Below are 21,692 nucleotides of genomic sequence, written 5' to 3'. Positions count from 1 at the left end.
TGCATGCAGCAGGAATACACATTGCGCGCAGAGCGCATCATGCAGCGCATTCAGCAGCTGGCCGCCATCAGCGAAGACGCCGACGGCGTGACGCGCACCTTTGGCACGCCCGCTTTTGCGGAAGGCCGCGCCCTGGTGCAAGGCTGGCTGGAAGCCGCGGGCCTGCCCACGCGTCTCGACGGCATTGGCAACCTGCGCGCCCGCCTCGAAAGCCGGAATCCCGACGCCAAAACCTTCGTGCTGGCCTCGCACATCGACACGGTGGTGAACGCCGGTAAGTTCGATGGGCCGCTGGGCGTGCTCATGGGCCTCGATTTGCTGGAAAACCTCATTGCTCAAAAAGTCGAGCTGCCCTTTCACATCGAGCTGATTGCGTTCAGCGACGAGGAAGGCGTGCGTTTTCACACCACCTACCTGGGCAGCAAAGTGGTGGCCGGCTCCTTTGAGCCCACCTGGCTGGCTCGGTCCGATGCCGCCGGCATCACCCTGGCCCAGGCCCTGGAAACCATGGGTGCCGACGCCACCCGTATTGCCACTGATGCCCTGCCGGCCGCCGACTGGCTGGGCTACTTTGAAATGCACATCGAGCAGGGTCCGGTGCTGTGGGAGCGTAACGTGCCCGTGGCGTTGGTAACGGCCATTGCCGGCCAGCAGCGTGTGGAGCTGACCTTCCGGGGCATGGCCGGCCACGCCGGCACCGTGCCCATGAACATGCGCCAGGACGCGCTGTGCGCCGCGGCCGAGTTTGTGCTCACGGCCGAGCAGTTTGCCCAGGTGCACGGCCGCGGGCTGGTAGCCACGGTGGGCAAGCTGGCTATCAGCCATTCGGCCAGCAACGTGATTCCCGGCGAAGTCACCTGCAGCCTCGACCTGCGCAGCCCCGACGAAGCCCAACTCGCCCAAGCCTACGACTACCTCCGCAGCCACGCCGAAGCCGTGGCCGGGCACCGCAACGTGGCCCTGGACTGGAAGCCCGTGCAGCAGACCGCCCCCGTAACCTGCGACGCCCGCCTGAACACGCTGCTGGCCCAGGCCATTGCCGACAGCGGCCACGAAACCATTCCGCTGGTGAGTGGCGCCGGGCACGACGCGGTGCCCATCTCCTTCGTAGCTCCGGCCACCATGATGTTCATCCGCTGCTACAAAGGCATCAGCCATAACCCGCTGGAGAACGTGGAGCTGGCTGATTTGGCGGCCGCCGTGGCCGTGGCCGACCGGTTCATTACCCTTCTCCGCACCCAAAATCCCACCCGTTAACATGGAAATGTCTGCCCTGACGCGCTCGATTGTGAAGCGCAACCACGCCATTATTGCCCCCGACGGCTACATCAACAGCAACGTGCCCGGCTGGACCGGCTGCACCACCAACGTCATCATCAACGAGCAAATGGGCGCCCGCCTCTGCCAAACGCTCATCACCCTGACTGACGCCGGCCGCGTGCAGGGCGAAACCGATGCCTCGCAGATTTTCTTCTACGTGGTGCAGGGCGGCTGCACGGCCACCGTAGGCGGCGAAACCCGCGCGCTTAAAGCAGGCGAGTACGTGTACGTGCCCGTGGGCCAGCGCTACGATTTCAGCCAGCCCGAGGCCGGCACGCAGCTGCTCACCTTCCACAAAGTGTACGAGTCGCTGGCGGGCCACGCCACGCCGGACGTGTACTGGGGCGAGCGCGACTACAGCAAAGCGCCCGTCTACATGAACGACGAGGCCCTGCGCATCCAGGAGCTGCTGCCGAACGAGCCGGGCTTCGATATGGCCGTGAACATCTTCACCTACGGCCTCGGCGGCAACCTGCCTATGGTGGAAACCCACATCATGGAGCACGGCCTGATGTACCTTGAAGGCCAGGCCATCTACATGCTCGACCAGTGCTGGTACCCGGTGAAAAAAGGCGATTCCATCTGGATGGCGCCCTATTGCCAGCAGTGGGCCACGGCCATGGGCCAGGAGCCGTCGGTGTACATCTACTACAAGAACGTGAACCGCTTCCCGACGGTGCGATAGAACGTCATGCAGAGCGCAGCGAAGCATCTTGCCCGCAGTAAGTAATCAATTGCCCGGATGAAAATCATTGAATGGTTACTTTCGTCGCTGGCGTGGCTCCAGATATTTATTTCCCCGGCCATTACTGGCTCAATTATCGGGGTAATTATCTGGTTAAATATGCGCAATGCCTTGGGATTTAGTGCGGCAATAATCATTGCTCTAATCGGCTGCGGCGTAGGTGTTGCTTTCGCTGAAAAAGCACGTCGGGGAAAAGGCACGATTGAATTTATGTCCCGCAACATTGCCCATCCGGAACTGCGCGAAAAAGAGAATAGATAATGACCTTAGAAGAACTCAACCACTTTCCTAAACCCGCCCTCGCCGAAGCCCTGCAAAAGTGCTGCGGCTCGACCGCTTGGGTGGAGAATATGCTCGCCGCTTTCCCCATATCTGACGCCGAAATGCTGATGGACGAGGCCAACACCGTGTGGAATAAGCTGGATGAAGCCGACTGGCGCGAAGCATTCACCCACCACCCCAAAATAGGCGGTGATGTGGAAGCCCTGCGCGCCAAATTCGCCAGCACCAGCACCTGGGCCGAGGGCGAGCAAGCCGCGGTAAAACAGGCTTCGCAAGCGACTTTAGAGGCTTTAGCCACAGGCAATGAGGACTACGAGCGCAGGTTTGGCTACATCTTCATTGTGTGCGCCACCGGCAAAACGGCCGACGAAATGTTGGCCCTACTGCAAGCGCGTTTGCCCAACCATCCTGAAGAGGAAATTCTGATTGCCGCTGCCGAGCAGGATAAAATTACCCGCATTCGCCTTGAAAAACTTCTCGCCGCATGAGCCAGATAACCACCCACATTCTCGATACCACCAAGGGCAGGCCGGCGGCCAACGTCAGCACTGCGCTGCTGCAGCAAGTTGGCGACAATTGGCAGGAAATTGCGCGCGGCAAAACCAACGCCGACGGTCGTATTCCCGATTTATTGGCTAAGGAAAAACAGCTGGAATTGGGCGTGTATAAAATGAAATTTTACACCCAGGAATATTTCGCGCAGGACGGCACCGCCAATTTTTATCCCTTCGTGGAAATCGTGTTTAATGTGGCCGAAAACGCGCATTACCACGTGCCGCTGCTACTCAATCCGTTCGGCTATTCCACCTACCGCGGCTCGTGAGAACGGTGTAGAGACGCGACACTTCGCGTCTCGGCGTTGAACGACGCAAGAAGAACGGTCAGCACCGCGCAGTACTAACAACATCAGCAACGACGAGACGCAAAATATTGCGTCTCTACATCGCAACATCAATTCCCATCAATGAAACTCAGCTTACCCGAATCCGACAAAGCCACCCTGCTCGACCAGCTCGGCGAGGCCAATATTAAATTCCAGCAGACCTACCCCGGCGACCGGCCCGACCGCCAGCCCGTGCACACCGTGTACGGCGGCGCCAACCTCTTCAAGGCCGATACCTGCGTGAAAATGGGCGAAATCGCCCTCAACAACCTGCTCACTTACGCGCCCAACTTCGTGGAGTTGGCCCGCGCGCTACAGTTCAAAAACCACGAGCACCTGCCGCACCTCGAAGCCGATGTGGCTGCCCTCACGGCCAAGCTCGATGCCATGAGCCCCGAGGACCGCAAGCAGGAGCCCGCCTGGCTGGCTTATTCGGTCTACAATAAAATCGTGGCCAAGCTGAAGCGCGAAGCCGTGGAAGATTTCCGCGTCGATTTCGAAGACGGCTTCGGCAACCGGCCGGATGCCGAGGAGGACGAAACCGCCGTGCGCGCCGCCAAGGAAGTGGCCAAAGGCATGCAGCAGGGCACGCTCTCGCCGTTTATCGGCATCCGCATCAAGCCCTTCACTGAAGACCTCAAGCAGCGTGGCGTGCGCACGCTCGACATCTTCCTGACCACGCTGCTGGCCGAAACCGGCGGCAAGCTGCCCGACAACTTCGTGGTGATGCTGCCCAAAGTGACCATCCCCGAGCAGATGACCACCATGGTGCGCCTGTTTGAACTGCTGGAGAAGGCCAACGGCCTGGCCCCCGGCACGCTCAAGATGGAGACGATGGTGGAGGCCACGCAAATCATCATGGACGAGGAGGGGCGCAATCCGCTCATGCGCATCATCCGGGCCAGCGAGGGGCGCTGCATCGCGGCCCACTTCGGCACCTACGATTACACAGCCAGCTGCGGCATCACGGCCCGGTACCAGACCATGGCACACCCCGTGTGCGACTTCGCCCACCACATGACTAAGGTGGCGCTGGGCGGCACCGGCATCTTCCTCTCCGACGGCGCCACCAACGTGATGCCCATCGGCCCGCACCGCGGCGATAACCTGACCTTCGCCCAGCTGCGCGAAAACCGCGAGTCGGTGCACAACGCCTGGCGGCAAGCGTACCACCACAGCACGCACTCGCTCATCAACGGCTTCTACCAAGGCTGGGACCTGAACCCCGCGCAGCTGCCAATGCGCTATGCTGCCACCTACAACTTCTTCCTCAGCAGCTACGACGACGCGGTTTTCCGCCTGAAAACCTTCGTGGAGCGCGCCGCCATCAGCACCCTCACCGGCGACATTTTCGACGACGCCGCCACCGGCCAGGGCCTGCTCAACTTCTTCCTCAAAGCCCTGAACTGCGGCGCGATTTCGGAAGAGGAAATCCTGGCCACCGGCCTCACGCTGGAAGAGGTGCAGACCCGCTCGTTCTACCGCATCCTGCAAGGGCGGCGCGCGAAGGCGTAACCTCACGCCGACACCTCACCTCCGGCCCCTCTACCCAGGAGTGGGGAGCCTGACGAGTTTTAATGTGAAGAGCCCACTACCGCATGTAGTGGGCTCTTTTTGTTGATGGTAAATCGATTAGCCAGCCTGAAGCCGATGTCCTTTATCATCGGGGTTGCGAAGCAGCTACAAATCGAACCGGGCCACGGCCGCCCGCAATTCGGCTACCGTGACGGGCCGAAACTGCAGCGGCGGCTCCACGCGCTGGCTTACCACCACGTCGCGCAGGCCCAGGTATAGCTGGCCTTCCTCGCGGCGAATGGCAATGAGGGTGGCGGCCGTGCTGTCGGCCAGCTGTTCAAACATGACGCGGCCGTCCTTAGCATCGCCGCGTATCACGCAGCGCTGGTCGCGCAGCACCAGGCTGATGTCGGCCGGCTGGGTGGCGGGATGCTCCAGGCCCAAGTGCACCAGGGCCAGCTTATCCAGGCCGCCTCTGGGGGCGCGAATGTTGCTGGTCTGGGTCACGCTCCGGGCCATGCCCCGGGCGCGGGCAATCAGGCGCTCCGGCAAGGGCCGGTCGCAATTGTAAGCGCCCAGGGGCTGGGCCGAGGCCACCACCTTGATGCGGAACACGGCCAGCTCCTTCACGTAGTTCAGCTGCTCGCTTAGCAGGGTGCCCACCGTGTAGCGCTTGGCATTGGCCTGACGCTTTTTGAACAGCTCGTCGGTGACAGCTTCCAGCGGGGCGGCCTGCAACTGGGCATTGGTGAGACGGCCTTTGCCGGTGGCCTTGCGCTCCTCATCGGCTTTTAAAAAGGCGGTGGTGGTGGCGCGGTCCCAGCGCAGGTGGTCGACCAGCACGCGCCGGTCGGCCGTGAAGCGCACGTCCACCTTCATCAGGCTGCGGGTGGCCTTGCGGTTGCGGCGCTCCCCGTGGTAGGTGGGGCTGGCATTCATTTGGCGCAGGGCCTGCACCACGGCGTCCTTCAAGGTCGAGTCGACCCGGGCCGCATTGCGGAAATAAACGTCAATCACCCGGCCTTTGTCTGAGAGTTCGAAGCTGGCGTCTACCTTGCCCACTATCGGCGCGCGCTTGCCTTTCCGCCGGAGCTGGCGGTGCAGCTGGCCGGGCGCCTGGTTGCCGTTGAGCCGCATGGCCGTCTCTGGCTCAAAGGCGATGGCCTTGCTCAGGCGATGGCGGGCCACCGCATAACCACCTTTGAAGTGCGGCTTGCTCCAATACTGCCGCTTGGTTGTTTCCTTGGTTTTTGCCGTTTTAGCTTGCGGGGCCAGCTTCCAATTGAGGCCGTGGTAGCGCGTGGCCAGTCCATTGTATAGCTGCATACCCTCGATGGAACGGGTGGCCGGAAAACCCAGCTCGAACGCGCTGCCAGGCTTGAGCTTGCATTCGGAGCCGTCGGCTGCAGTGGCACTGAGCTGCACCATGCCGCCGGTTTCGAGCAGCTTGGGGCCGGCCATGGTGGTGAGGCGTTCCAGTAGGATGTCAGCCATTGAGTAAAACTCACGCAGCCGAATTTCGACCAAGCCTTCTGGCGCGGTGCTCTGGCGGGCATTTCCCTGCACAAAGGTGCCGGCCGGTACCCGCATCACCGTGCCTTCGGTGCCGTAGAGCACGGTGTCGCGGTCGGGCCGAATCCGGAAAACCTGGGCCGTTTTGGGGCCGTCGGCGGGGGCCGGAGCTGCTTCCGTAGCGCTGGCGGCGGCCGGGGCACTGGCGGCGAATGCAGCCGGGCGCACCGGGTCAGCCGGCTGGGTAGGAGCGGGGATAGACGTTGCCGTGCGCCGTTGCCGACGGATAAATCGGGCCAGCTGGCGGCGAGACGGTAGCGGCACGGTGGGAGCGGCTTCTGCTGGCACATCATCGGCTGGGGCCAGCACCGTATTGCGTCCCGAACGGGCTTCGGTTGCTGGCTGTTGGTCGGTACCGGGCTGCACTCGTCCAACTTCGGCTTTGGAACTGGTTGCGGCGGTGTCGCGCAGGGCAACCGGCGGAGTTTTTCGGCTGGCGCGGGTTTCAGATTTGGTGTCCGGTGAGCAGGCTGTCAGGTTCAAAAGCAGGCCCAGGCCGGATAGGAAAAGCGCGTAGCAATGCCTCATATAACGAAGCTGTATGGCAGGAATGTCATGGAGCGCATTCTGGCTGCCCAAATGAATTGTTCATTGCGCAGTCGATATGCCTCAGCAAGTTAGCACAGGTCGGCTCTGGTGCCGCTACCGAACGAGAAACGCTGGCTGTCTGCTGCGAAACATCGAGTTGCTGCGCAACTTTGAAAGAGAATACCTTGGTGGTGCATGACGGATTCCGGTCCCCGCAACCTGTAAACGTTTGCGTAGAAAGCCGTTGGTTTCGGGCCATTCCGGCGGGAAGTTTACGGCGCATCTATCCCACCCGCTTGCCTTTATGATGACCCAAAAAACCCTGCTGCTGGCTCTGGGCTACCTGCTTACCACCACGGCGCACGCCCAGAAAAACCTCTACCACAAAGGCTGGGTCGACTTCAACAAAAACGGCCGGCGCGATGTGTACGAGGACGTGACCCAGCCGCTGGAAAAGCGCGTGGACGACCTGCTGGCTCGGATGACCCTGGACGAAAAAACCTGCCAGATGGCCACGCTCTACGGGTTCGGGCGGGTGCTGAAAGACGAAATGCCCACGCCCGGCTGGAAAAATGAAGTGTGGAAAGACGGCATCGCTAACATCGACGAGGAGCTGAACGGCGTGCGCAACACCCCGAAAGCCGCCAGCAAATACACCTACCCGTTCAGCCAGCACGCCGTGGGTATCAACAACGTGCAGCGCTGGTTTGTGGAAGAAACGCGGCTGGGCATCCCCGTCGATTTCACCAACGAAGGCATCCACGGGCTGAACCACGACCGCGCCACGCCCTTGCCGGCCCCCATCGGCATCGGCAGCAGCTGGGACAAGGCGTTGGTGCGCCGCGCTGGCGAAACCGTGGGCCGCGAAGCCAAAGCCCTGGGCTACACCAACGTGTACGTGCCCATCCTCGACCCCGCCCGCGACCCGCGCTGGGGCCGCGTGGTGGAGTGCTACGGCGAAGACCCCTTCCTCATCGCGGAGCTGGGCAAGCAGATGGTCCTTGGCGTGCAGGGCCAAGGCGTGGCGTCCACGCTCAAGCACTTCGCCGTGTACAGCGTGCCCAAGGGCGGGCGCGACGGCAACGCCCGCACCGACCCGCACGTGGCGCCCCGCGAGCTGCACCAAATGTTCCTCTACCCGTTCCGGCGCGTCATTCAGGAGGCCCACCCGCTGGGCGTGATGAGCAGCTACAACGACTGGGACGGCGTGCCCATCACCGGCAGCCACTACTTCCTCACGGAGCTGCTGCGCCAGCAATACGGCTTCGATGGCTACGTGGTATCCGATAGCCGGGCGGTGGAATTCATCTCCGAAAAGCACCACGTCGCGCCCGATTTCCTCGACGGCACCCGCCAGGCCGTGGAGGCCGGCCTGAACGTGTGGACCAACTTCTACACGCCCGCCACCTACATCAACAATGTGCGCGAGCTGGTGAAAACCGGCCGCCTGGCCCAGGCCACCGTCGATGCGCGGGTGCGCGAGGTGCTGCGCGTGAAATTCCGCCTCGGCCTCTTCGACCAGCCCTACGTGCCCGACCCCAAGCAGGCCGACAAAACCGTGCACACGCCCGCCGACGAAGCCTTCGCCCTGCAAGCCAACCGCGAGTCACTGGTCCTGCTGAAAAACGAAAACGCCCGCCTGCCCCTGCAAAAAAGCCAGCTCAAAAACCTGCTCGTAGTGGGCCCGCTGGCCGATAATCCCGACCCCGCCATCAGCCGCTACGGCCCCTCCAACAACCCCGTCACCACCGTGCTCAAGGGCCTGCAAGCCGCCGCCGGCCCCGGCCTCACGGTGCAGTACGCCAAGGGCTGCGACGTGGTGTGCCCCGGCTGGCCCGATACCGAACTGGTGCCCACGCCCCTGAGCGCCCCCGAGCAGCAGGGCATCGCCGAAGCCGTGGCCAAAGCCCAGGCCGCCGACGTCATCGTGGCCGTGCTGGGCGAGGACGACAAAACCGTGGGCGAAAGCCTCTCGCGCACCTCGCTCGATTTGCCCGGCCGCCAGCAACAGCTGCTGGAGGCCCTGCACGCCACCGGCAAGCCCGTGGTGCTGGTGCTCATCAACGGCCAGCCGCTCACCATCAACTGGGCGGCGCGCCAGGTGCCGGCCATTCTAGAGGCGTGGTTCCCGGGCCCGTCAGGCGGCACGGCCATCGCCGAGGCGCTGTTTGGCGACTACAATCCCGGCGGCAAACTCACCATGACCTTCCCCAAAAGCACCGGCCAGATTGAGTTCAACTTCCCCTTCAAGCCCGCCTCCCAGGCCGACCAGCCCATCGGCGGCGACCCCAACGGCGGCGGCAAAACCGCCACCAACGGCCCCCTCTATCCCTTCGGCTTCGGCCTGAGCTACACCACCTTCGCCTATTCCAGCCTCCAGATAACGCCCCGCGAAGCCGCCCCCAAAGCCCCCATCGAAATTGCGGTGGACGTGGCCAACACCGGCCCGGTAAAAGGCGACGAAGTAGTCCAGCTCTACCTGCGCGACAAGCTCAGCACCGTCATCACCTACGACAGCCAGCTGCGCGGCTTCGAGCGCGTGAGCCTGGCCCCCGGCGAGAAGAAAACCATCCACTTCACCCTCCGCCCCGACGATTTGGCCCTGCTCGACCGCAACATGAACTGGGTAGTCGAGCCCGGCGAATTTGAAGTGCTGGTGGGCAGCTCCTCGACGGATATCCGGGCGAAGCAGACGTTTGTGAGCAAGGCGGAGTAGCTCAGAGCCGTACGCCAGGCACTAGTATTTGCTTTGGGTGCTGACGTACGTTATTTGTTCGCCGGCCAAGCTCTCAGTAAAAAGCTTGTTGTATTCGGCGGCTTTCTCGTTGCCGAAGGCCTTCTTCAGCAGGCCTTCGATGTCGTAGCTCACGCCTTTTTGCACCGGGTCCATGATGAAGAGGTAGGCGTAGGTGCCATCGGGGCTGGGCTTGGTTGGGTTGAGGACGCGCGTGTGGCGGAAGGCATTTTGGTCGGTGGCGCCCACTTTGGCCGCCGACGGCCAGAAGATTTCATTGACAAACCGCTCGAACTGCGCGCGCTTGTCGGCCTTCACCCGGTTCACAATAACCCATACGGTTTGGCCGGTGGTGGCCATTGCGCGCGCCGGCGCCTGTTGGGCGCTAACCGGCGAGCTCAGCAATGCGCCAAGTACCAGGAAAGTCAGAGTTGCGAGGTGGCCAAGCCGCAGGCGCGTAGGAGAAGTTGACATAAATAAAATGAAATTGATGGGGGTGAAGGCCGGGTTACTGCATGAAACACGGCGCTGGGTACTGAGGCAAACTTAATAAATTATTAACTATAATGATGATAGTTATATAAATTTGTCGATTCTTATTGGTCTATTCAAAAGCTGCATGAAATCGTTGCTCACCATTGGCTTGGTGCTGTTTTTTGCCGGACGCTCATGGGCCCAGGCGCCCCCGCCCGATGTAGTGCTGCTGGGGGGCAAAATATTCACCGCCGATTTGGCGCATCCCTACGCGCAGGCGCTGGCGGTGCGCGGCGATAAAATCGTGGCCGTGGGTAGCACGGCGGCCATCAGCAAACTCGCTGGTCCCCGCACGCGCCGCATCGAGCTGCGCGGCCGCACCGTGGTGCCGGGCTTCAACGACGCCCATACGCACCTGCCGCCGGGGCATCCGCTGGGCCACTTCTTCGACTTTCCGCAGGCGTCCATGATACCTGGCCCCAGCTCGGCCCAGGTGCTCGACACCCTGGCCGCGCTGGCCCTCCGCGTACCGCCTGGCACCTGGCTGGAGGGCGAAGTAGGGCTGCTGGCGCTGCAAGACCCACAGCTGCGCCGCTATGACCTCGACCGCGTGGCCCCCAAACACCCGGTGCTGCTGCGCACACCCTGGGGCCACGGCAGCGTGGTAAACAGCCTGGCTCTGCAGCGGTTGGGCATCACCGACGCTGCGGCCAATCCGCTGGGGGGAACCTTGGAGCGGACGCCCGACGGCGGCGCCCCCACCGGCCTGCTCAGCGAATACGCCGACTGGGCCCCGCGCCGCGCCCTGCACGGCCAGCAGCCCGATTCCGTCTGGACGCGCCTGCTGCGCGGCTATGGCGCGGCTGCCGTGCGCTTCGGCATCACCAGCGTGCAAAGCATGGCCGACGCGCTGCCGCCCGACCAAACCCTGCGCGTGGTGCGGGCCGCCGCATTGCCCATCCGCCAGCGCATCATTCCCTTTCCAATGACGACGGCCTACGGCTTCAATCGCCGCGAATGGGCCGCCGTGGATACGAACCCCGTGCCGCTGGCCCGCGTGGAAGGAGTGAAATACATTCTGGATGCCACGCCGCTGGATGGTGGTGCCCTGATGCGCCACGCCTATGCCGGCCGCCCCGGTTGGTACGGCCGCCTCAACTTGCCGCCCGATACCGTGCGCCAAGTACTACGCACCGCCCTGCAAACTTCCCAGCCGCTGATGCTGCACGTTTCCGGCGACAGCACCGCCAGCCTAGTCCTGCGCCTCATGCACGAGCTGGCCGACGATGCCACGTGGCGCGCGAAACGCGTGCGTTTTGAACACGGCGACGGCGTGGGCCCCGAACTGCAGCCCCGCGCCAAAGCCCTGGGCGTTGTCATTGTGCAAAATCCCTCACATTTCATCAACGCTGCCATCGACCCGCAGCACGGCGCACCGGCCAGCCTGCACGGCGCCTTCCGCTCGCTGCTGGAAAGCGGCATTCCCTTCGCCCTGGGTTCCGATGGCCCGATGAACCCCTTCCTCAACATCTGGTTTGCTACCACCCTGGCCGACCCCAAAGAAGCCCTCACCCGCGAACAGGCCGTACGGGCCTACACGGCCGGCGCGGCCTACGCCGAGTTTCAGGAGCAGCAAAAAGGCACCTTAGCGCCGGGCAAGCTGGCCGATTTGGCGGTGCTCTCGCAGGATATTTTCACGGTGCCGCCGCCCGCCTTGCCCGCCACGGTGAGCGAGCTGACGATGGTAGGCGGCAAGGTGTTATACGAGGTAAAGTCGGCTGCCAAAGTCCGCTGATGCTTGCAAGTAGTAAGTAGTCGGGCAGAAACAAGCGTACGGAGCAGGCGCTGCCGGTCCGACCGCCCTAGGCGGTCCGACCGGTTGAAGCACCACCGATTTGTTCTCACCACAACCGGTCGGACCGCCTTGGGCGGTCGGACCAGAATAGTCGATTAATTATGCCCAGCTACTCGAGTAGAGCAGAGCAGATAACGGACGCCCCTAGGCTACAGCCAGGCCGCGCTTAGGGCATATGACACGGCCATGATGCCCGAAAATACGGCGCTGACCATGAAGCGCCGGCCGGTTGTTACGCGGTTCTGAATGTAGTAATTGGCCGCCAGCGACACCGGCGCGTTCAGCAGGAAGGAGCGGCCGGCCACGGGCAGCAGCGCCAGCGACAGCGTTTCGGCCGCCCCGCCGAACACGCCCAGAAACACGTAGTGCCGGGCAATCCAGAGCGGGTTGAAGTAGAGCAGGGTGAGGGCCGCACGGCTGGTTTTGCGCAGCTGGCCGCTACTGGGGCGCACCGGCACCCGCGCATCGAGCCAGCGGAAGTAGGCCGGCACCTCCGTGGAGTAGAGCAGGCCGCCCACCAGGGCCATACCCAGCAGCCGCAGCCAGCTAAACTGATGCAGCAACAGCGCGGCGGCAGTGTCGCCAGCCGCATAAATCAGGAAGCCTTGCACGTGGGTGCCGAGGGGAATAGAACGGGTAAGTTGCACGGAACGGATAGGGTTGTAAAAATCGGGGTGCAAAAGTACGAAAACCCTTTCCGGCGTCATAGGTGCGGCAAAAGAAAACGGCGGGTGGCATTGAGAAGCTCGCCCCGTGCCCCATCGCCGCCCCGGCCCGCGCCCGCCCAACCCCTTACCCAAAGCCCTGAGCTGCGGCAGAAACTGAAAGAGGCTGAAGCTACGGGAGCTTCAGCCTCTTTTCATGCATTTGGCCAGATTACAAACGTTTACCTACTTACGCCATGATTGTATTAGCTTGAAGCAGGAAGGTCAGGTATTGATAAATCAGGTGCGATTTCATCTGACCTTGTTCTAATGAAGCTGAATGCCAATAGCGTCGCGGTTACTAAGGCTAGAACCCATTGAACAACTGTATGGTTACCCGCCGGGCTATGCAGAAGAACCATACCCTGGCCTTTAGAAAAATTGTAGATGGCTGCTCCTACTCCGTAAATAAGCGCAACCAACATAAGCATCTTGGCCCAGCGATAACCCTTCCAAACAAGGTAGCCAAATCCAGCCATCATGAGGTGAAAGAAGAATAGAACTACTGGCGACGCTGGCTTCTCTAGGTTCTTATCAAATACTCCGCTTTGCGTCAAGTAGCCAAATGTCGAACTTATGGCTAGTGATAACCACCACACATAAGCTGCCCACATTTCATAGTTGCGTTTTTTCGATGACTTCATATCAACTATCGTTTAACGTTTAAGTCGGAGACAACTGGACGCGACATTTCCATTTCCTGCAATGGTGGAAAGATTGCAGGAAGTTCGGCCATACACAACCCCCTAACCCCGCGCCACTGCAGCAGCCTCGCTTGCCCCCACAAACTCCGGGTACAAGCTCACCAGCACCTTTTCCGGCGTCATCGGCGCGGAAAACGGCAGCGCGGTGTGGCCCTGGAAGGCCCGCACTGCGTCGCGCAGGGCGAAGTAGGTGCCGATGCCGTACATGAGCGGCGGCTCGCCCACGGCCTTGGAGCGCAGGATGGCCTTGGGGTGGCCCGGCGTGTCGAGGAAATGCACGTCCAGCACCCGGGGGGCGGCGTAAATGTCGGGGATTTTGTAGCTGTTGAGCGAGTTGCTGAGCAGGCGGCCCTCGGCGTTGTAGGCCACTTCTTCCATGGTCATCCAGCCGATGCCCTGCACCGCGCCGCCCTCAATCTGGCCCCGGTCGATGACTTCATTGAAGCTCTGGCCGAAGTCGTGGGCAATGCGCAGGGCATCCACGGTGTAGGTGCCGCGCAGGCAGTCCACCGTCACGCTGGTGAGGGCCGTGCCGTACACGTGGTAGGCGAAGGGGTGGCCTTGGTTCACGGTGGCGTCGAAATGCAGGTCGGGGGTGGCGTAGTGGGCGTTTTCGGTGAGGGCCACGCGCTTCCAGAAGGCCGACGACACCAGCTTCTCCCAGTTGGTATCGGCGGGCACTCCTGCCGCCAGCACCTGCTCGTCGTGGATTTCGAGGCCCTCGTAGTTGAGCGTGTACTCGGTGCTGGCGTGTTCCAGCAGGCGCTTGCGCAGGGCGGCGCAGGCCATTTCGGTGGCCTTGCCGTTGAGGTCGGCGGTGGCGCTGGCGGCGCTGGGCGAGGTATTGGCCACGCGGGTGGTGTTGGTGGTTTCAATTTTGATGCGCGCAATCGAGATGCCCAGCGTGCGGGCCGCCACCTGCGCGATTTTCGTGTTCACGCCCTGGCCCATTTCCACCGCGCCCGTGCTGATGCCCACCGAGCCGTCGGAGTAGATGTGCACCAGCGCCCGCGTCTGGTTCATGGGTGTTTTGGTGAACGAGATGCCGAAGCAGATGGGCATCACCGCGAAGCCCTTCTTTTTCAGCTTATTGGTTTGGTTGAACTGCTCGACTTCGGCCCGCATGCCGGGCAGGTCGAACTCGCGGGCGGCCGTGTCCCAGGCCTGCTCGGCGTGACACATTTCGGCCGCCTGCCGGTACGAGAACAGGTCGCCCTCGCGCAGCAGGTTGCGCCGCTGTAGCTCGTGGGTGGGCAGGCCCAGCTCCTCGGCCGCCTTGGCCAGGGCCGATTCTATCACGAACATGCCCTGCGGCCCGCCGAAGCCCCGGAAAGCCGTGTTGGGCGGCAGGTTGGTACGGCACGAAAAGGCCGTAGCCGTCACGTTGGGCACGAAATAGGCGTTGGTGGCGTGGAAGAGCGTGCGCTCCATCACGGCCGGCGAGAGGTCGGCGGCGGCCCCCGCATTCTGGAAGAACGTGACTTCGTAGGCCACGATTTTCAGGTCGGCGTCGAAGCCGATTTTGAAATCGGACGAGTAGGGGTGGCGCTTGCCGGTCATGCGCATGTCGGCCATGCGGTCGAGCACCAGCTTCACCGGTTTCTTGGTGATGAAGGCACCCAGGGCAGCCAGCGCGCCCCAGGGCGTGGCCTGGTCTTCCTTGCCGCCGAACCCGCCGCCGAGGCGCGTCACGTCCACTTCCACCTGGTGCATGCCCAGGCCCAGCACCACGGCCGTGTGGCGCTGCACGGCCGTCGGCCCCTGCGTGGAGGAAATCATCCGCACGCCGCCCATTTCAGTAGGGAAGGCGTAGGCGCCCTGCGTTTCGATGTACAAATGCTCCTGCCCGCCGTTCTCGGCCACGCCCTCAAATACGTGCGCGCAAGCCGCCCAGGCCGCTGCCGAATCACCGATTTTGAAGGTGCGCGGCGGTACGATGAACTCGCCCTCGCCCGCCGCCACCCGCGGGTCGGTGATGATGGGCAGCGGGTCGATTTCGACCTTGATGAGCTTGAGGGCGGCGTGGGCCTGCGCCTCGGTGCGGGCCAGCACCAGCGCCACCGGCTGCCCCCGGAAATGCACATGGCCCTCGGCCAGCAGCGGCTCATCGGGCACGATGCCGCCAATCTGGTTTTCGCCGGGAATATCAGCCGCCGTGAGCACTCGCGCCACACCAGGCGCCGTCAGCGCCGCGCTGAAATCGAGGCTGCGGAGCACGCCATGGGCCAGCGGGCTTTCGAACACGGCCGCGTAGAGCGTGCCCTGCTGCACAGGCACGTCGTCGAGGTACTGCGATTCGCCGCGCACGTGGCGGTTGGGGTCGAGGTGGTTCATTTGGGTACTTCAGTTTCTGCTAACTCACCAATTATGGTGATTACATCTCCACTTTGCAGCTCAATTCTTATCCTGTTATGGTCAATCAAAAACTCATTAATCTGAAAACTTTCTCCCCAGCTAAAATCTCGGGTTAGTGTTAAGGAAGACAGGTTTTTAATGATTATATTCTTGACGTCTTCATACAGGTTTATTTTTATCGTTAGGGTGCCTTCCTGCCATTGAATGGCTAGCGAGGTGAGCGTTGCATCGTGCAAATACCCAAGTTCAGAAGACATTCTCTGGAAACGATAAATACTTAGTACGAGCAGTTAAATCAATTCATCCACCGCCAGCTCCGGCGCAAACTGCAGGAAGTGCGCCCACAGCAGCTGGCGCAGCAAAAGCCGCTTGTAGTCGGCGGTGCCGCGCACGTCGGAAATCGGGCTGATTTCGGCCTGCATCACCTCGTTGGCGGCGGTCAGGGTTTCGGCCGTCAACTCGCGGCCCACCAGGAACTCGCTGGTGCGGGCCAGGTACAGCGGCACCGGGCCCACGCCGCCGGCCGAGACGCGGGCGGCCGAAATCAGGCCGTTTTCCATGCGCAGCCAGGCGGCGGAGTTCACGCTGGCAATGTCGAGGTGGGTGCGCTTGGAGACTTTCTCGAAGTGGAAGAAGTCGCCGGGCAGGGGAGTGGGGAAGCTGATTTCGGTTACCTGCTCGTCGGCGGCTTTCGCCAGCTTTTTGTAGCCCAGGTACAGGTCGGGCAGGGCCAATTCGCGGGTGGCGCCGGCCGCGTCGAGCAGGGTGACGGACGCGCCCAGGGCCAGGAACATGATGGTAAGGTCGCCGATGGGCGAGCCGTTGATGAAGTTGCCGGCCACCGTGCCCATGTTGCGGATGGGCGTGCTGCTCACCAGCTTCAGGTACTGCGGCAGGTTGGGCAGCAGGCCGCGCATCAGCTCCGATTCGAGCAACTGGCTGGCGGTGGTGGCGGCGCCCAGCACCACGCGCCCGCCGGTTTCGCGGCGGATGCCGCGGCGGCCGGGCTGGTCGAACACCAAGCGCACGCCCGGCTGCTCGCGCAGCTCTTCGAGGCGCTGCACCAGCAAATCAGTGCCGCCGCCCACGAGCGGGTGCGTGAAGGGCGCGGGCGTGCCGTGGCCCTGGTCGTTCTGGTTTTGGGCGTGGCCGTTGGGCGAGGTCGACACCTGGCTGCCACCTTTTGCGTGGGGCGCGTCAGTAGCAGATGCGGCGGCAGAAGCTTCAGCAGCTTGGGTAGCGGCGGGGCGCAGCTTCGCGAGCTTGGCCGGCATGTCGGCGAAGTAGCCGGGCACGAACTGCTTCTCGCTCAGCCAGGCCAGCGCATTTTCAGTGGGGCGGGCAGCCAGGTCAGCGGTGAGGCGGGCGGCGGCGCGCTCCAGGCTCTTGTAGCCAGTGCAGCGGCAGATGTTGCCGTCGATGGCTGCGATGGTGCTTTGCTCGGTGGCGGGCGCGCTGCTCAGGCTGTGACCGGTCAGCGACATCACGAAGCCCACCGTGCAGAAGCCGCACTGCGAGCCGCCCTCGTCGACGATGGCCTGCTGCACGGGCGTGAGCTGGCTGCCGGCCGCGTTGATGCCCTCCACCGTCACGATGTGCTTGCCGTGGGCGTTGCCCAGCGGCGTGAGGCAGCTGGTCATGCTCTGGTAGTTCACCGTCTGGCCGTCGGGGCTCAGCTCGCCCACGAGCACGGTGCAGGCGCCGCAATCGCCCTCGCGGCAACCGATTTTGGTGCCCTTCAACTGCTCATGGTAGCGCACGAAATCGAGTAGGGCGCTGGCCGGGGCTTCGCTGGTGCGAACGGGCTGGTCGTTGAGATAGAATTCAATCATGAATTTGAAATCAATAAGAACGTCATGCTGAGCGAAGCCGAAGCATCTCTACCGCGTAACTAACTCAATCAAGTGGATTACTGCTGCGGTAGAGATGCTTCGACTGCGCTCAGCATGACCGCCTTTTTGCACGCTTTTAAAGCTGCTAACTTCCTAATACTCCGTTTTGCCTTCCAGTTCCGTCCAGGCGCGGAAACCGGCCAGGGCCTCATCGCGCAACAGCTGCGTCATGGGCAGTTTCCGGTTTTCCATGGGACGGTCCAGCTCTTCGTAGATGAACTGGTCGTCGAAACCAATGGCGGCCGCGTCGGCCTTAGTGTTGCCGTAGAACACCCGGCGCGGGCGGGCCCAGTAGATGGCGCCGAGGCACATCGGGCAGGGCTCGCAGCTGGTGTAGAGGTCGCAGCCGTCGAGCTGGAAGGTGCCGAGCTCCTTACACGCTTTGCGGATGGCGTCGACTTCGGCGTGGCAGGTGGGGTCGTGGGTGGTGGTGACCTGGTTGAAGCCGCGGGCAATGATTTGGCCATCTTTTACCACTACGGCACCAAAAGGGCCGCCAAAACCGGCTTGCATTTTTTCGATGGAGAGGCGAATGGCTTCGCGCATGAATTCGGGGTTGGGAGCTTCCATAGAGCGGAGAGAAGTGGAAAAGCATTTTCCGGAAACGATTCCGAAAAACGGGCAACAAAGAACGCCACTGCGCGCGACATTCTTTGCTGCCCGTTGCGTAACCGGCTGCCACAGCCCCGCAAGGCAAGCAAGCCCCTCAGGTGTCGAAGCTTACTGCTTGAACAGGTTGGGCAGTCGGAGCTGAAAGCCCAGCGAGGGCACTACTGTCACGCCGCTCAGGGAAGTGCTTTGGCCGTTCAGCAGGGCGTAGTCGCCGTAGTTCTGGTAGAACAGCGACACGGCCGGGATGACGTAGAAGTAGCGGTAGCCCAGTTTCAGGTTCACGAACCCGCCGAACGACGAGAAGTCGCGCTTCTGCAGCGTGAGCTCGGGCACCTGCACCGAGCCGTTGAACAGCTTGGTGGGCGCAAAGCCGTAGCTCACCCAGCTGTGGGCATACACCAGGCCGTAGCTGATGGCCCCGATTTCCTCTTCCGGCCCGAACGAGTTGCTGAACGTGAGCGGCACCAGCAGGTCGTTGCGCGTGGCCCGGAAATTCAGCAGCGAATTGATGTCGGACAGGAAGGACAGCCCCGGCAGCTTGGCACGCTGGGTGGCAAACTGCAGGCCGATGCTGCCGTAGGTGGTGCCGGTGGTGGCCCCGGCGCCGGGGTCTTCGGGCGTGCCGGTGGGGCCCAGAAACTGGTATTGGGTATCGAGCACGTGCGAGCCGAAGGCATATTTGTAGCCCGCGTCGAGGCGCGGCACGATGCCGTAGCGGATGTTCAGGTCGGCGGTGGGCTGCACCGGGTCGAGCACGTAGGCCAGGGCGGCGGCCTGCAGCTGGGTGGTGGCGTCGGTGTAATCGACTTTTTGCTGGGTGAGGGCCTGGCTGGCGGCTTCCTTCACAGCAGCGCCCGCCTTGCTGAGGGAGGCCGTGGCCACGTTGAAGCCCTGGTTATAACCCACCCGGAACTCGCCCTGGGGCGTGACTTTGCCAGTGGCCACAATGGCGCGCGGGGCAGTGCAGGAAGTAGCCAGCAGCAGGGCCGAAGCAGCAAACAAGCCGGCCGGGCGCCAGGCAGTAGCGAAAGAGAAAGAGATTTTCATAGAGGAAGAATAAGGAGAACGGGGCAAAAACGAAAATCAGGCCGAAAACGCCGGAACCTGGCGCGGGCCGGTGGTGTCTTTTCAGCGCTCCGGCCCAACGTCGGGTGTAGTATCTTCGCGTATGCCGCTGCTGTACTTGCTGCTCAATTATTTAACGTTGTTGGTTTCGGGGCCGGTGCCTCGGGCCACGGTCTACGTTTTTCTGGCCGATACCTGCCCCATTAGCCAAGCGGCCACGCTGCCCTTGCGCGAGCTGCACGCCCAATACGCGGGGCAGGGCGTGCGGTTTGTGGGCGTGTTTCCGGCGGCCGATGCCACGCCGGCCGCCCTGGCCGCCTTCGCCAAGACCTACCAGCTGCCTTTCCCGCTGCAGGCCGACCCCGGCCACCGGCTCACCAAGCAACTGCAGGCCCGCGTCACACCCGAAGCAGTAGTGCTGGGCTCTGATGGCCGCACCGCCCTCTACCGCGGCCGCCTGAACGACGCCTACGCCGCCCTGGGCCAGCACCGCCCCGTGACGCGTCGCCACGAGCTGGCCGATGCCCTGGCCGATGTGGTGGCCGGCCGGCCCGTGGCCGTGCCGCGCACCGAGCCGGTGGGCTGTTTTATTGAGTAAATTTGAAACTGGTTTAATTAATTACTATTGAACGTCATGCTGAGCGCAGCCGAAGCATCTCTACCGCAGGAGTAACTGATTACAATTGCGGTAGAAATGCTTCGGCTGCGCTTAGCATGACCGTCTTTTCTTAGTTCATGAAGCAATTCTTCTCTCTAGGCCTGCTCCTTGCCCTGCTGGCCGTTCCCCGCGTCCAGGCCCAAACCGGTGCTCAGGTCACCTTCAGCCAGCACATTGCGCCGCTGGTGTATCAGCATTGCACGCCCTGCCACCGCACGGGCGAAGTGGCGCCGTTTCCGCTCACCACCTACGCCGAGGTGGCCAGCCACGCCCAGACCATTAAGTACGTGACGGGCACCAAGTACATGCCGCCGTGGAAACCCGACGCCAACTACCGCCACTACCTCGACGAAAACACGCTCAGCTCCACCGAAATTCAGCAGATTCGGGATTGGGTGGATAACGGCATGCCGCAGGGCAACGCCGCCCAGACGCCGCCCGTGCCCACGTTCCCGAGCGGCTCGCAACTAGGCACGCCCGATTTGGTGGTGCCCATGCGCCAGAAGTTCACCCACCAGGGCAACGGCCAGGACATGTACCGCATTTTCGTGCTGCCCGTGAACCTGCCCGCCGACCGCAACATTGCCGCCATCGAATTCCGGGCCGGCAACAAGCGCATTGTGCACCACGTCATCATCGGCATGGACACCACTCAGCAGGCGCAGGCGCTGGATGCGGCCGACCCCGGCTACGGCTACACCCGCTTCGGGGGCTTCGGCTTCAGTCCGCTTGAGGAAGTGTTTGGGGCTTGGGTGCCGGGCATGCAAGCGCGCTTCTATCCCACGAGCATGGGCAAGAAGCTGTACCGCCGCGCTTCGCTGCTGCTCCAGATTCACTACGGCCCCAACTTCGTGACGCAGACCGACTCGTCGGTGGTCAACATTTTCTTTGCCCGCCAGCCCGTTACGCGCTTTGTGCAGACGCTGCCGGCCATCTCGCCCTCCGTGCTCACCAACGGGCCGTTTGTGATTCCGGCCAACCAGACCAAGACCTTCCGCGCCCAGCTCACGGTGCCTGTCGATGCCACGGTGCTCAGCGTGTCGCCGCACGCCCACCTGCTCAGCAAAAGCTGGAAGGTGTGGGCCGTGAAGCCCAACGGCGACACCATTCGGCTGGTGAAAATCAACGACTGGGACTTCCGCTGGCAGGGCACCTACCGCTTCACCAGCCTGCAGCGCATCCCGGCCGGCTCGCGCCTGATGGCCGACGCTACTTACGACAACACGGCCAATAACCCGCGCAACCCCAACAACCCGCCTCAGCAGGTGAGCTGGGGCGAAAGCACCACCGCCGAAATGCTGCTCACCTACTTCGAGCTGCTGCCCTACCAAGCCGGCGACGAAAGCATCGTGCTCAGCACCCTGCCCGGCGTGGCCACCACCCCCGGCACCGTGCAAATGGCCGTGTTTCCGAACCCCGCCAGCAGCGGCGGGGCGGCCATCAGCTTCCAATTGGCCAAGCCCGGGCCCGTGAGCGTGGCGCTGGTAGATGCCACTGGCCGCGTGGTGCGCACGCTGGCCCGCGAGAAGGTATTTCCGGCCGGCCCGCAGCAGCTGCCCTTGCCGCTCGATGGCGTGGCCGCCGGCATCTACTTTGTAAAGCTGGAGTCGAACGAAGGGACGCGGAATGAGAAGCTGGTGGTGAAGTAGGGGAGGCGCCTGGTGGAAAAATCAGAACGTCATGCGGAGCGAAGTCGAAGCATCTCGCGTGCCATAGTAAATGAATTACTTGCGCGGTAGAGATGCTTCGACTTCGCTCCGCATGACGTTCTTTTACTTTTCATTTCTGCTTCAA

General features: G+C 62.6%; 19 protein-coding genes. 10 read left to right on the top strand and 9 right to left on the bottom strand.

The genetic code is table 11. The features are described 5' to 3' along the window. The first annotated feature begins 3 nt into the window (after positions 1 to 3). The 6 genes from MUN81_RS18045 to MUN81_RS18020 all read left to right on the top strand — a co-directional run bounded on the left by MUN81_RS18045 (position 4) and on the right by MUN81_RS18020 (position 4,745). Positions 4 to 1,257: an allantoate amidohydrolase gene (locus MUN81_RS18045; RefSeq protein WP_245112980.1), complete on the top strand. Its 1,254-nt coding sequence runs from the start codon at positions 4 to 6 to the stop codon at positions 1,255 to 1,257. A gap of 7 nt (positions 1,258 to 1,264) precedes the next feature. Then, positions 1,265 to 2,005, top strand: a complete 741-nt coding sequence (allE, locus tag MUN81_RS18040) for a (S)-ureidoglycine aminohydrolase (protein WP_245112978.1) — start codon at positions 1,265 to 1,267, stop codon at positions 2,003 to 2,005. 57 nt (positions 2,006 to 2,062) lie between these two features. Then, a complete protein-coding gene (locus tag MUN81_RS18035; protein ID WP_245112977.1) occupies positions 2,063 to 2,326 on the top strand; it encodes a hypothetical protein in 264 nt (87 codons plus the stop codon). Continuing rightward, positions 2,326 to 2,835, top strand: coding sequence for a 2-oxo-4-hydroxy-4-carboxy-5-ureidoimidazoline decarboxylase (gene uraD / locus MUN81_RS18030; protein ID WP_245112975.1), 510 nt, complete (start codon positions 2,326 to 2,328; stop codon positions 2,833 to 2,835). The genes MUN81_RS18035 and uraD overlap by 1 nt, the downstream gene beginning before the upstream one ends. Further along, complete coding sequence (gene uraH, locus MUN81_RS18025; protein ID WP_245112973.1) at positions 2,832 to 3,170, top strand: hydroxyisourate hydrolase; 339 nt, start codon at positions 2,832 to 2,834, stop codon at positions 3,168 to 3,170. Before uraD ends, uraH begins: the two co-directional genes overlap by 4 nt. A gap of 141 nt (positions 3,171 to 3,311) precedes the next feature. Then, positions 3,312 to 4,745, top strand: a complete 1,434-nt coding sequence (locus MUN81_RS18020; protein ID WP_245112971.1) for an aldolase/citrate lyase family protein — start codon at positions 3,312 to 3,314, stop codon at positions 4,743 to 4,745. A gap of 165 nt (positions 4,746 to 4,910) precedes the next feature. On the opposite strand, the gene MUN81_RS18015 is transcribed toward MUN81_RS18020, so the two are convergent. Beyond that, positions 4,911 to 6,845 carry a hypothetical protein gene (locus MUN81_RS18015; RefSeq protein WP_245112969.1) on the bottom strand — a complete coding sequence of 645 codons (1,935 nt, stop codon included), beginning with the start codon at positions 6,843 to 6,845 and terminating at the stop codon, positions 4,911 to 4,913. Between the two features lie 304 nt (positions 6,846 to 7,149). On the opposite strand from MUN81_RS18015, the gene MUN81_RS18010 reads away from it, so the two are divergent. Further along, positions 7,150 to 9,561 carry a glycoside hydrolase family 3 N-terminal domain-containing protein gene (locus MUN81_RS18010; protein WP_245112968.1) on the top strand — a complete coding sequence of 804 codons (2,412 nt, stop codon included), beginning with the start codon at positions 7,150 to 7,152 and terminating at the stop codon, positions 9,559 to 9,561. Positions 9,562 to 9,582: 21 nt separating this feature from the next. Here MUN81_RS18010 and MUN81_RS18005 read toward each other — a convergent pair whose 3' ends face one another. Further along, positions 9,583 to 10,053, bottom strand: coding sequence for a hypothetical protein (locus tag MUN81_RS18005; protein WP_245112966.1), 471 nt, complete (start codon positions 10,051 to 10,053; stop codon positions 9,583 to 9,585). Between the two features lie 145 nt (positions 10,054 to 10,198). On the opposite strand from MUN81_RS18005, the gene MUN81_RS18000 reads away from it, so the two are divergent. Continuing rightward, entirely contained in the window at positions 10,199 to 11,848 is a 1,650-nt protein-coding gene (locus tag MUN81_RS18000; RefSeq protein WP_245112964.1) for an amidohydrolase, read from the top strand. 209 nt (positions 11,849 to 12,057) lie between these two features. Here MUN81_RS18000 and MUN81_RS17995 read toward each other — a convergent pair whose 3' ends face one another. From MUN81_RS17995 to MUN81_RS17965, 7 genes are all read right to left on the bottom strand, one after another. Beyond that, entirely contained in the window at positions 12,058 to 12,555 is a 498-nt protein-coding gene (locus MUN81_RS17995) for a hypothetical protein (protein ID WP_245112963.1), read from the bottom strand. Between the two features lie 263 nt (positions 12,556 to 12,818). After that, complete coding sequence (locus tag MUN81_RS17990) at positions 12,819 to 13,256, bottom strand: hypothetical protein (protein ID WP_245112961.1); 438 nt, start codon at positions 13,254 to 13,256, stop codon at positions 12,819 to 12,821. A gap of 102 nt (positions 13,257 to 13,358) precedes the next feature. Continuing rightward, positions 13,359 to 15,650, bottom strand: coding sequence for a molybdopterin cofactor-binding domain-containing protein (locus MUN81_RS17985; RefSeq protein ID WP_245112959.1), 2,292 nt, complete (start codon positions 15,648 to 15,650; stop codon positions 13,359 to 13,361). Continuing rightward, the gene (locus tag MUN81_RS17980) at positions 15,647 to 15,928 is read right to left on the bottom strand and encodes a hypothetical protein (protein ID WP_245112957.1); all 282 of its coding nucleotides are present in this window, start codon (positions 15,926 to 15,928) and stop codon (positions 15,647 to 15,649) included. Before MUN81_RS17980 ends, MUN81_RS17985 begins: the two co-directional genes overlap by 4 nt. A 33-nt stretch (positions 15,929 to 15,961) precedes the next feature. Next, positions 15,962 to 17,503 (bottom strand): FAD binding domain-containing protein, encoded by a 1,542-nt coding sequence (locus MUN81_RS17975; RefSeq protein ID WP_245112955.1) that lies wholly within the window; start codon positions 17,501 to 17,503, stop codon positions 15,962 to 15,964. A gap of 153 nt (positions 17,504 to 17,656) precedes the next feature. Then, the gene (locus tag MUN81_RS17970; protein WP_245112953.1) at positions 17,657 to 18,133 is read right to left on the bottom strand and encodes a nucleoside deaminase; all 477 of its coding nucleotides are present in this window, start codon (positions 18,131 to 18,133) and stop codon (positions 17,657 to 17,659) included. A gap of 150 nt (positions 18,134 to 18,283) precedes the next feature. Next, positions 18,284 to 19,222, bottom strand: coding sequence for a hypothetical protein (locus tag MUN81_RS17965; protein WP_245112952.1), 939 nt, complete (start codon positions 19,220 to 19,222; stop codon positions 18,284 to 18,286). A 121-nt stretch (positions 19,223 to 19,343) separates the two neighbouring features. On the opposite strand from MUN81_RS17965, the gene MUN81_RS17960 reads away from it, so the two are divergent. Further along, on the top strand, positions 19,344 to 19,838 hold the full coding sequence (locus tag MUN81_RS17960; protein WP_245112950.1) for a redoxin domain-containing protein: 495 nt from the start codon (positions 19,344 to 19,346) through the stop codon (positions 19,836 to 19,838). Between the two features lie 137 nt (positions 19,839 to 19,975). After that, positions 19,976 to 21,547 carry a T9SS type A sorting domain-containing protein gene (locus MUN81_RS17955; RefSeq protein ID WP_245112948.1) on the top strand — a complete coding sequence of 524 codons (1,572 nt, stop codon included), beginning with the start codon at positions 19,976 to 19,978 and terminating at the stop codon, positions 21,545 to 21,547. The last annotated feature ends 145 nt before the right edge of the window (positions 21,548 to 21,692 follow it).

Origin of the sequence: Hymenobacter sp. 5317J-9 (assembly GCF_022921075.1) — a bacterium.
In the GTDB taxonomy this organism is placed as follows: Bacteria; Bacteroidota; Bacteroidia; order Cytophagales; family Hymenobacteraceae; genus Hymenobacter.
This window is presented reverse-complemented; position numbering and strand designations above follow the sequence as displayed.

Excerpts from the sequence above, each read along its gene's own strand:
- MUN81_RS18045 (WP_245112980.1), top strand. The coding sequence starts at position 4 with ATGCAGCAGGAATACACATTGCGCGCAGAGCGCATCATGCAGCGCATT.
- allE (WP_245112978.1), top strand. The coding sequence starts at position 1,265 with ATGTCTGCCCTGACGCGCTCGATTGTGAAGCGCAACCACGCCATTATT.
- MUN81_RS18035 (WP_245112977.1), top strand. The coding sequence starts at position 2,063 with ATGAAAATCATTGAATGGTTACTTTCGTCGCTGGCGTGGCTCCAGATA.
- uraD (WP_245112975.1), top strand. The coding sequence starts at position 2,326 with ATGACCTTAGAAGAACTCAACCACTTTCCTAAACCCGCCCTCGCCGAA.
- uraH (WP_245112973.1), top strand. The coding sequence starts at position 2,832 with ATGAGCCAGATAACCACCCACATTCTCGATACCACCAAGGGCAGGCCG.
- MUN81_RS18020 (WP_245112971.1), top strand. The coding sequence starts at position 3,312 with ATGAAACTCAGCTTACCCGAATCCGACAAAGCCACCCTGCTCGACCAG.
- MUN81_RS18015 (WP_245112969.1), bottom strand. The coding sequence starts at position 6,845 with ATGAGGCATTGCTACGCGCTTTTCCTATCCGGCCTGGGCCTGCTTTTG.
- MUN81_RS18010 (WP_245112968.1), top strand. The coding sequence starts at position 7,150 with ATGATGACCCAAAAAACCCTGCTGCTGGCTCTGGGCTACCTGCTTACC.
- MUN81_RS18005 (WP_245112966.1), bottom strand. The coding sequence starts at position 10,053 with ATGTCAACTTCTCCTACGCGCCTGCGGCTTGGCCACCTCGCAACTCTG.
- MUN81_RS18000 (WP_245112964.1), top strand. The coding sequence starts at position 10,199 with ATGAAATCGTTGCTCACCATTGGCTTGGTGCTGTTTTTTGCCGGACGC.
- MUN81_RS17990 (WP_245112961.1), bottom strand. The coding sequence starts at position 13,256 with ATGAAGTCATCGAAAAAACGCAACTATGAAATGTGGGCAGCTTATGTG.
- MUN81_RS17985 (WP_245112959.1), bottom strand. The coding sequence starts at position 15,650 with ATGAACCACCTCGACCCCAACCGCCACGTGCGCGGCGAATCGCAGTAC.
- MUN81_RS17980 (WP_245112957.1), bottom strand. The coding sequence starts at position 15,928 with ATGTCTTCTGAACTTGGGTATTTGCACGATGCAACGCTCACCTCGCTA.
- MUN81_RS17975 (WP_245112955.1), bottom strand. The coding sequence starts at position 17,503 with ATGATTGAATTCTATCTCAACGACCAGCCCGTTCGCACCAGCGAAGCC.
- MUN81_RS17970 (WP_245112953.1), bottom strand. The coding sequence starts at position 18,133 with ATGGAAGCTCCCAACCCCGAATTCATGCGCGAAGCCATTCGCCTCTCC.
- MUN81_RS17965 (WP_245112952.1), bottom strand. The coding sequence starts at position 19,222 with ATGAAAATCTCTTTCTCTTTCGCTACTGCCTGGCGCCCGGCCGGCTTG.
- MUN81_RS17960 (WP_245112950.1), top strand. The coding sequence starts at position 19,344 with ATGCCGCTGCTGTACTTGCTGCTCAATTATTTAACGTTGTTGGTTTCG.
- MUN81_RS17955 (WP_245112948.1), top strand. The coding sequence starts at position 19,976 with ATGAAGCAATTCTTCTCTCTAGGCCTGCTCCTTGCCCTGCTGGCCGTT.